Source organism: Clostridium celatum DSM 1785, assembly GCF_000320405.1.
In the GTDB taxonomy this organism is placed as follows: domain Bacteria; phylum Bacillota; class Clostridia; order Clostridiales; family Clostridiaceae; genus Clostridium; species Clostridium celatum.
This window is the reverse complement of the sequence record NZ_KB291717.1, coordinates 1-7,397: the sequence shown is the minus strand read 5'-3', so window position 1 is coordinate 7,397 and position 7,397 is coordinate 1. Positions and strand designations below refer to the sequence as shown.

Here is a 7,397-nt window from a genome sequence, read left to right as displayed (position 1 = left end):
AAAAATATGATTCATGTGCAATTTTCAGAGAACAATCTCTGAAAATAAAATAAAGTTAAATCTGGTGATGATGGCGTAGAGGAAACACTCCTTCCCATTCCGAACAGGAAAGTTAAGCTCTACAGCGTCAATGGTACTGCATGGGTGACCGTGTGGGAGAGTAGAACGTTGCCAGGTAATGTGGCTCGATAGCTCAGTCGGTAGAGCAGAGGACTGAAAATCCTCGTGTCCCTGGTTCGATTCCTGGTCGAGCCACCAGGTATGGCGCTATAGCCAAGTGGTAAGGCAGAGGTCTGCAAAACCTTTATTCCCCGGTTCAAATCCGGGTGGCGCCTCCAAAAAAACCTACAAGTAAAACTTGTAGGTTTTTTATTTTGCTATTGATTCATAAAAAGATTAATTTTATCCACACGAATAATTGAAAAAATTTAAAAAAAGTGGATAACTATATTATTAATGTTAATAAATTTTAAAAAAGCTCATTCCATAATGAAATTTATTAGACTTTGAAAGTTATCAACATATAAATAAAAAATATCCACAGCATTTTAAAAGAGTACTGTGGATATTTTTTTATTTATTTATATTAATTAAACATATCTTTTTTGTAAAGTATAAATGCAGCAAGTCCTGTTAAAAGTAATGTAAGAATCATAATAATTTGAAAGCCATTTGGATTATCTTGAAGAGGAAGTGCTACGTTCATTCCAAATATTCCACCTATAATAGTTGGAATAGCCATTAATATAGTAACAGATGCAAGTACTTTCATAACTATATTAAGGTTATTGGAAATTACTGATGCAAAGAAATCCATAGTACTAGATAAAATATTACTATAAATATCTGTCATTTCTATTGCTTGCTTATTTTCTATTATTACATCTTCTAATATATCTTGATCATCTTCATATTTTTGCATTATTTCTAGTTTAAGCATTTTTTCTAATGTTATTTCATTCGCCTTAAGAGATGTAGAAAAATAAACAAGAGATTTTTCTAATGAATGTAATTGAATTAATTCTCTATTTTTCATGGATTTATGAAGTCTTTTTTCGATCATTAAACTCTTCTTATCAATTTGTCTAAGATATAATAAATAATATGTAGAAATTCTATTTAATATTTGCAGAATAAATCTAGATTTTTTAAATGAGAAGAAAGATTTTACTCTTCCATTTATAAAATCTGTTAAAATTCGACTATTTTTTAAGCAAACTGTTATTATCTCTTTTTCAGAATGTATTATAGCTAATGGATAAGTATCATAAGTTAAAGAGTTGTCTTCCATTTCAGTAAAAGGTATATCTACTACAACTAAAACGAAACCATCTTCAAAATCTATTCTAGATGTTTCTTCGTCGTCAAGTGGAGCTTTTAAAAAATTTAATGGTACCCCTGTTTTTTTTGAAATTAGTATTAATTCTTCATCTGAGGGTGCTACTACGTTTATCCAACAACCATTTTCTATATTATCTAGAACCCTTAATGAGGAATTAGTTTCATCTATACTTTTATAAATTTGTATCATAAATTACCTCTCTGTTAATAAAGTTTAATATAAATTATAACATAATTATATATTATAGTCTTTAATTTATAATATATAAATTAAAGACTATAGTGTCTTAATAGTCAGGATTTAATAGTAAAATAGAGTTAATTTATAAATTTGATAAAAAAACACTAGCTATAGTATATTTTAAAACTTGTTATTATATTTAAAAAATTAGTATAATCAGATACTGTGAATGGAAAAGATTGCGCAAGTTAGTTGGGGGATTTGTAATTATGTATAGAGAAATTAATAAGCAAAATAAAGTTGTTTCATTAGTAATATCATTAAGTATGATAACTGTAGCTTTATATAGTCATAGGATTATAAAAATGACAATGGAGAAGAAAGGGCAATTAACACAAACAGTAGATGTAATAATATTATGTGTAATATTATTTATATTAATTAAAGAATTTAGAAGATGTAAAATTGCTTATAAGTATTCTATAATTTCAGACAAGCTTATTATAAATAAAATAAATAGTAATTCAGAGAAGAATGTTGAAAGTATAAAGTTTAAAGATATTTTGTACATAGGAGAAAAGTGCAATACCCCAAAAGAGTATAGTATAATTAAGTGCAATAAATATTATACGAAAAATTTTAATGGACATACAAAGTTTTGTTGTGTATATAAGAAAGATGGAAAAGTAGAAAAATTTTTATTCGATCCTAGTAATAAATTAATAAATTGTGTTAGTAATATCGTTTAAAGAGACTTCATTAAAAATCTAGTTAGTAATTAAATTTAATATACTTTAAATAAAGAGCACCTAGTAAGATTAAATATTCTTATTAGGTGTTCTTATTATATTTTAATGTAATATGCAGTTTTTTAGTATAAGCTATATTTTTAAATATTAGCTAATATATATTAATCGTTTTATGATTTATTATAAAATGTAGATTTTATTTCTTTTAATAAACCTTCATTAGTAATCAAATCATATCCAGTAAAGGCTAAAGCTTCAGCAACTTTGATGCTTTGCTCCATTGCATAATTAGATATAGTAGAATTGGCAAATTCTTTAGAGCCATATGATATATTATTATTTTCTATTATTGAGTAGTATGGATGAATACATGGAACTGATTTACTAACTGTACCTATGCTTAAACCAGAATGAACATCCTTTGGAGCACCAATATCTATGATTCCATTTTCTTTTAAGTTATGGCTAAATAACCTATTTAAAGTTCTATTTGTTATAAGTTCATCATTTGAAGGTTCATATAATGATATTGAATATTGTACTCTTATTAATTTAGAAACATAAATAACAATTTCTCTAAGTTTATTTTCAGCCAACATTGCTAAATCCATTTCTTTTGCACGAATATAGAACTTTGCTTCAGATTCTAAAGGTAATAGTAATGGTGTAAATCCTCCTTGAGAAAGAATAGAATTTATTTCTACATCTTCAGGAAATCCCTTTAATATTGAATTAAGTATATTAAAAGTTAAAAGAATTCCATCTAATGACGTATAAGCTCCTTTATTTAAAAAACTAAGGCCACTATTGCCAATAAACTTTACTTTTAAGGGAATTATTGCAGATGAAGAGCCACTTTCACAAGTTGTTGTATCAGGATGAGCCATCAAAACAGCATCTATATCATCAAAAACACCTTGTTTTGTCATAATAGCTTTAGTACCACCTAAATATTCACCAGGACAACCTATAACTATGGCAGTACCGCCTATTTTTTCAACAATATTTCCTAATGCTAGAGCAGCACCAATAGAAGTTGTAGTTAGCAGATTGTGCCCAGTGATATGTCCTTCATTTGGAACAGCATCGTATTCACATAAGAAGCATATTTTTGGATAGGTAGTTCCTTTAGAAGCATAAAAAGATGTATCTAAACCTAAAAAGTTGCTTTTAACATCAAAATTATAATTTTTAAGTAATTTTATTAAATAGTCACAAGCTTTAAATTCTTTATAACTTTCTTCAGGATTATTATATATAAATTTATTTAAATCATATAATGTATCATAGCATGTAGATAAAAAAGAAATTATTTCTTGCTTCATAAATATAAATCCTCCCAATCTTATGATAGTAATATTATTTTTTCCAAAAAATAATAAAAATATTTATAATAATTTAAAGATATTAAGTATACATAGAGGAAAAAGTGGACAGACTCTAGTAATGTAAAGGAGGATGAGAATTATGGAAATTAATAATAAGGATATATGGAGAGGAAATAAAAAATATTGTATAATATGTGAGGAAGAACTTGAAGGTAGTGGAATTGATATTATGGGATATTTTATTTGTGAGGAATGTGTAAAAGAAATTAATTCCATTAGCGTTAATGATAATAAATATGATTTACTTAAAAATAAAATAAACGGAAACTATTACAAAAAGAATATTAAAAATAGAAGAAAAAGAATAAATTAAATGTATATATAATTAGATGAAAAGTACTTTAAAATATATTTAAGAAAGTTAACTTCTAATTAATGAGAAAGGATAAAATCATGGGCAAAATATTTTGTTTAATGGGCAAAAGTAATTCAGGAAAAGATACTATATTTAAAGAATTAATGAAGGATAAAGATTTAAATCTAATGCCAATTGTATCATATACTACAAGACCTATAAGAAGTAATGAAACTAATGGAGTAGAGTATTATTTTATTAATGAAGATATTTTAAATGAATATAGAGAAAATGGTAAGATAATAGAAGAGAGAAAGTATGATACTGTTAATGGACCATGGTATTATTGTACTATAGACGATAATCAAATTAATCTAGAAGTAAATAATTATTTATTAATAGTTACATTAGAAGCATATAAAAATATAAAAATGCATTTTGGTGAAGAAAATGTATGTCCGTTTTATATTGAATTAGATGATGGTGTTAGATTAGAAAGAGCCTTAAAGAGAGAAAAGGAACAACAAAATTCTAATTATGATGAATTATGTAGAAGATTTTTAGCAGATAATAATGATTTTAGCTTTGATAAATTAAAATCATGTAATATTGAAAAATTCTATGTTAATGATATTTTACAAGAGTGTGTAAATAATATAAAGAGCGATATATTAAATTTAATAAATTAGAAATATTTATATAAAAATATAAACAAATAATATATGAAAATTAATGAGCTATTTTTAAATAGCTCTTTTTTATAAAAATTCATATAATAGAGTAAGAAAAATAAATTTAGTAAAGTGTTATATGTTTATGATAAAATAGAGTAGAGGTATTGAATAAATTTTATATTAAGTACTATTAAAAACTTATTAGGCTAATTTACAGAGAGAGGTGTAGGGTATGAAACTAGTAATAGCTATAGTTCAAGATGATGATGCTATGGATTTAATTGAGGAGCTTACAGACAAAAATTATAGAGTCACAAAGCTTGCGACAACAGGAGGATTTTTAAAATCAGGTAATACGACATTAATGATTGGTGTTGAAAAAGAAGTTGTTGATAAAGTTATAAATATAATAGAAGATGTATGCAAAAAAAGAAAGGAAATGGTTTCTGCACCAACTCCAAGTACTATTGGTAGTGGAACAGGAATGTATATGCCATATCCTATTGAAGTTGAGGTTGGAGGAGCCACAATTTTTGTATTAGATGTAGATCAATTTGTTAAAATATAAATAAATTTATGGAGGTGCGATTATGAGAGAATTTATAGGCTATAGCAATTTGATTAATAATTTTAAGACTAGATGTATTAATGGGACTTTATCTCATGCGCACCTTATAGCAGGTGAAGATGGTATAGGCAAGAGTATTTTAGCAAACTTATTAGCTAAGATTATATTAAATGGTGATTTAAATAGAGAATATGTTGATATAATTAATTATAAAACAGAAAAATCATCATTTGGTGTTGATGATGTTAGAAATATTATTGAAGAAGTATCTAAAAAACCTTTTGAAGGAGATAAGAAGGTAATTATAATACATAAAGGAAATAAGCTAACAACTCAAGCTCAAAATGCTTTGTTAAAGACAATAGAAGAACCACCTAAGGGAGTTCACATAATAATCTTATGTGAAAGTTTAGAGCTAATTTTAGATACTATAAAATCCAGATGTGAAATATATAAATTAACGCCATTAACAAGAGAAGAATTAGATAAATATATAGAGCTTAAAAGATTTAATAATAGTCAAGAAGAGATGAAAGCTGCAATAGCATTTAGTGAAGGAATTCCAGGGAAAATAGATAGATATTTTAATGATGAAAGCCTAAGAGAGCTAAGATTAAATGTAATAAAGCTATTAAATGATATAAAAAGTAATGATTTAGAAGGTATATTAGAGAAAGAAGAATTCTTTAGTGGCTATAAGGATACCAAAGAAGAAGTATTAAATATTATAGGATCAATTATTAGGGATATTTTAATACATAAAGAAGTTGAAAATAACGAATTTATCATAAATAGTGATAAAATTAAGGATATAAATGAATTAACAAAGGAATTATCTTTTAGGAAACTAAATAATATGATAATTAAAATAGAGGAAGCAAGAAAAAATATAAGAAGTAATGTTAATTGGACAATGACATTGAGAGTAATGTTAATGGGCTTTATGGAGGGTTAAGAATGATAAAAGTAATAGGAGTAAGGTTTAAAAAAGCTGGAAAGATATATTATTTTGATCCAGTTGATATGGATATACAAAAAAATAGTTATGTAGTTGTTGAAACTGCAAGAGGAATAGAGTTTGGTGAATGTGTAATAGGAATAAAAGAAATTAGTGAAAGTGACATTGTTGCACCACTTAAATCTGTACTTAGAGTTGCAACTGAAGAAGATATAGCTAAGCATATAGAAAATAAAGAAAAGGAAAAAGAAGCTTTTGAAATTTGTTTAAAAAAAATTGAAGAACATAAATTAATTATGAAGCTTATAGATGTAGAATATACTTTTGACAATAATAAAGTTATATTTTATTTTACAGCTGATGGAAGAGTTGATTTTAGAGAATTAGTTAAAGATTTAGCAACAATATTTAAAACTCGTATTGAGCTTAGACAAATAGGCGTAAGAGATGAAGCAAAAATGCTAGGTGGATTGGGACCATGTGGTAGACCAATGTGTTGTTCTACATTTTTAGGAGATTTCGCATCTGTATCTATAAAGATGGCTAAAGAACAAAATTTATCACTTAATCCAACTAAGATATCAGGTATTTGCGGAAGACTTATGTGTTGTTTAAATTATGAGCAAAGTACTTATGAAGACATAAGAAGAAGAATGCCAAGAGTAGGTTCTATTGTTAAAACTGAAGAAGGTACAGGAGAAGTATTCAGTAATAATACTGTTAAAGAAACTGTAAAAGTAAAATTGAAAAAAGGTGAAGAGGAAGTAGTAGAAGAATTCAAGATTGAAAATGTTGAACTTATAAAAGGTCATTATGAAGATGATAAGAAGATTATGATTTAAAATTAGAAATAGAATCAGAGGAAGATAAGAAGTTAATAAAAAATCTTATTAAAGATAATTAGAAAAGGTAGATTACTAAATTTTCCTTTTAAAAGAAATTTTAATGTGATAAAATAATAATGATATATCTAATGGGGGAGGTGTTTTTAATGGCATATCAAATTAATGATACTTGTGTTAACTGTGGTGCTTGTGCAGCAGAATGTCCAGTTGATGCTATAACTCAAGGAGATACTCAATTCGTTATTGATGCAGATACTTGTATCGATTGTGGGAACTGTGCTAATGTATGTCCAGTAGGAGCTCCAGAACAAGCTTAATTTTTGGATTAAGTATAAAGAGTCACCAATAGTGGTGGCTCTTTTTTTATGTGTGTGCCCAGCATGGGCAACAACTTGACG

General features: G+C 26.4%; 8 protein-coding genes, 2 tRNA genes, 1 rRNA gene and 1 pseudogene. 10 read left to right on the top strand and 2 right to left on the bottom strand.

Going from position 1 to position 7,397, the window contains the following annotated elements; genetic code table 11:
* The first annotated feature begins 60 nt into the window (after positions 1-60).
* The 3 genes from rrf (at position 61) to HMPREF0216_RS16015 (ending at position 338) form a co-directional block, all read left to right on the top strand.
* Positions 61-177: ribosomal RNA gene (gene rrf / locus HMPREF0216_RS16025) — 5S ribosomal RNA — on the top strand.
* A 5-nt stretch (positions 178-182) separates the two neighbouring features.
* Positions 183-258 (top strand) — tRNA-Phe (locus HMPREF0216_RS16020).
* A 5-nt stretch (positions 259-263) separates the two neighbouring features.
* Positions 264-338: transfer RNA gene (locus HMPREF0216_RS16015), tRNA-Cys, on the top strand.
* A 248-nt stretch (positions 339-586) separates the two neighbouring features.
* On the opposite strand, the gene HMPREF0216_RS16010 is transcribed toward HMPREF0216_RS16015, so the two are convergent.
* Positions 587-1,531, bottom strand: a complete 945-nt coding sequence (locus HMPREF0216_RS16010) for a magnesium transporter CorA family protein (RefSeq protein ID WP_005216478.1) — start codon at positions 1,529-1,531, stop codon at positions 587-589.
* Positions 1,532-1,791: 260 nt separating this feature from the next.
* Between HMPREF0216_RS16010 and HMPREF0216_RS16005 the strand changes: the two genes are divergently transcribed.
* Positions 1,792-2,271: a hypothetical protein gene (locus HMPREF0216_RS16005; RefSeq protein WP_005216477.1), complete on the top strand. Its 480-nt coding sequence runs from the start codon at positions 1,792-1,794 to the stop codon at positions 2,269-2,271.
* A gap of 170 nt (positions 2,272-2,441) precedes the next feature.
* Here HMPREF0216_RS16005 and HMPREF0216_RS16000 read toward each other — a convergent pair whose 3' ends face one another.
* Positions 2,442-3,596: a zinc-binding metallopeptidase family protein gene (locus HMPREF0216_RS16000; protein WP_005216476.1), complete on the bottom strand. Its 1,155-nt coding sequence runs from the start codon at positions 3,594-3,596 to the stop codon at positions 2,442-2,444.
* 142 nt (positions 3,597-3,738) lie between these two features.
* Between HMPREF0216_RS16000 and HMPREF0216_RS15995 the strand changes: the two genes are divergently transcribed.
* From HMPREF0216_RS15995 to HMPREF0216_RS15970, 6 genes and pseudogenes are all read left to right on the top strand, one after another.
* A complete protein-coding gene (locus HMPREF0216_RS15995; RefSeq protein ID WP_040420254.1) occupies positions 3,739-3,972 on the top strand; it encodes a sigma factor G inhibitor Gin in 234 nt (77 codons plus the stop codon).
* An 80-nt stretch (positions 3,973-4,052) separates the two neighbouring features.
* Positions 4,053-4,643 carry a nucleoside/nucleotide kinase family protein gene (locus HMPREF0216_RS15990; RefSeq protein ID WP_040420253.1) on the top strand — a complete coding sequence of 197 codons (591 nt, stop codon included), beginning with the start codon at positions 4,053-4,055 and terminating at the stop codon, positions 4,641-4,643.
* Positions 4,644-4,860: 217 nt separating this feature from the next.
* Positions 4,861-5,196, top strand: a complete 336-nt coding sequence (locus HMPREF0216_RS15985; protein ID WP_005216473.1) for a cyclic-di-AMP receptor — start codon at positions 4,861-4,863, stop codon at positions 5,194-5,196.
* 22 nt (positions 5,197-5,218) lie between these two features.
* Positions 5,219-6,151: a DNA polymerase III subunit delta' gene (locus tag HMPREF0216_RS15980; protein ID WP_005216472.1), complete on the top strand. Its 933-nt coding sequence runs from the start codon at positions 5,219-5,221 to the stop codon at positions 6,149-6,151.
* A gap of 2 nt (positions 6,152-6,153) precedes the next feature.
* Positions 6,154-7,058 (top strand): annotated as a pseudogene (locus tag HMPREF0216_RS15975) (PSP1 domain-containing protein).
* Between the two features lie 87 nt (positions 7,059-7,145).
* A complete protein-coding gene (locus HMPREF0216_RS15970) occupies positions 7,146-7,316 on the top strand; it encodes a DUF362 domain-containing protein (protein WP_040420252.1) in 171 nt (56 codons plus the stop codon).
* Positions 7,317-7,397 lie beyond the last annotated feature (81 nt).

Excerpts from the sequence above, each read along its gene's own strand:
- HMPREF0216_RS15990 (WP_040420253.1), top strand. The coding sequence starts at position 4,053 with ATGGGCAAAATATTTTGTTTAATGGGCAAAAGTAATTCAGGAAAAGAT.
- HMPREF0216_RS15980 (WP_005216472.1), top strand. The coding sequence starts at position 5,219 with ATGAGAGAATTTATAGGCTATAGCAATTTGATTAATAATTTTAAGACT.
- HMPREF0216_RS15970 (WP_040420252.1), top strand. The coding sequence starts at position 7,146 with ATGGCATATCAAATTAATGATACTTGTGTTAACTGTGGTGCTTGTGCA.
- HMPREF0216_RS15985 (WP_005216473.1), top strand. The coding sequence starts at position 4,861 with ATGAAACTAGTAATAGCTATAGTTCAAGATGATGATGCTATGGATTTA.
- HMPREF0216_RS16010 (WP_005216478.1), bottom strand. The coding sequence starts at position 1,531 with ATGATACAAATTTATAAAAGTATAGATGAAACTAATTCCTCATTAAGG.
- HMPREF0216_RS15995 (WP_040420254.1), top strand. The coding sequence starts at position 3,739 with ATGGAAATTAATAATAAGGATATATGGAGAGGAAATAAAAAATATTGT.
- HMPREF0216_RS16005 (WP_005216477.1), top strand. The coding sequence starts at position 1,792 with ATGTATAGAGAAATTAATAAGCAAAATAAAGTTGTTTCATTAGTAATA.
- HMPREF0216_RS16000 (WP_005216476.1), bottom strand. The coding sequence starts at position 3,596 with ATGAAGCAAGAAATAATTTCTTTTTTATCTACATGCTATGATACATTA.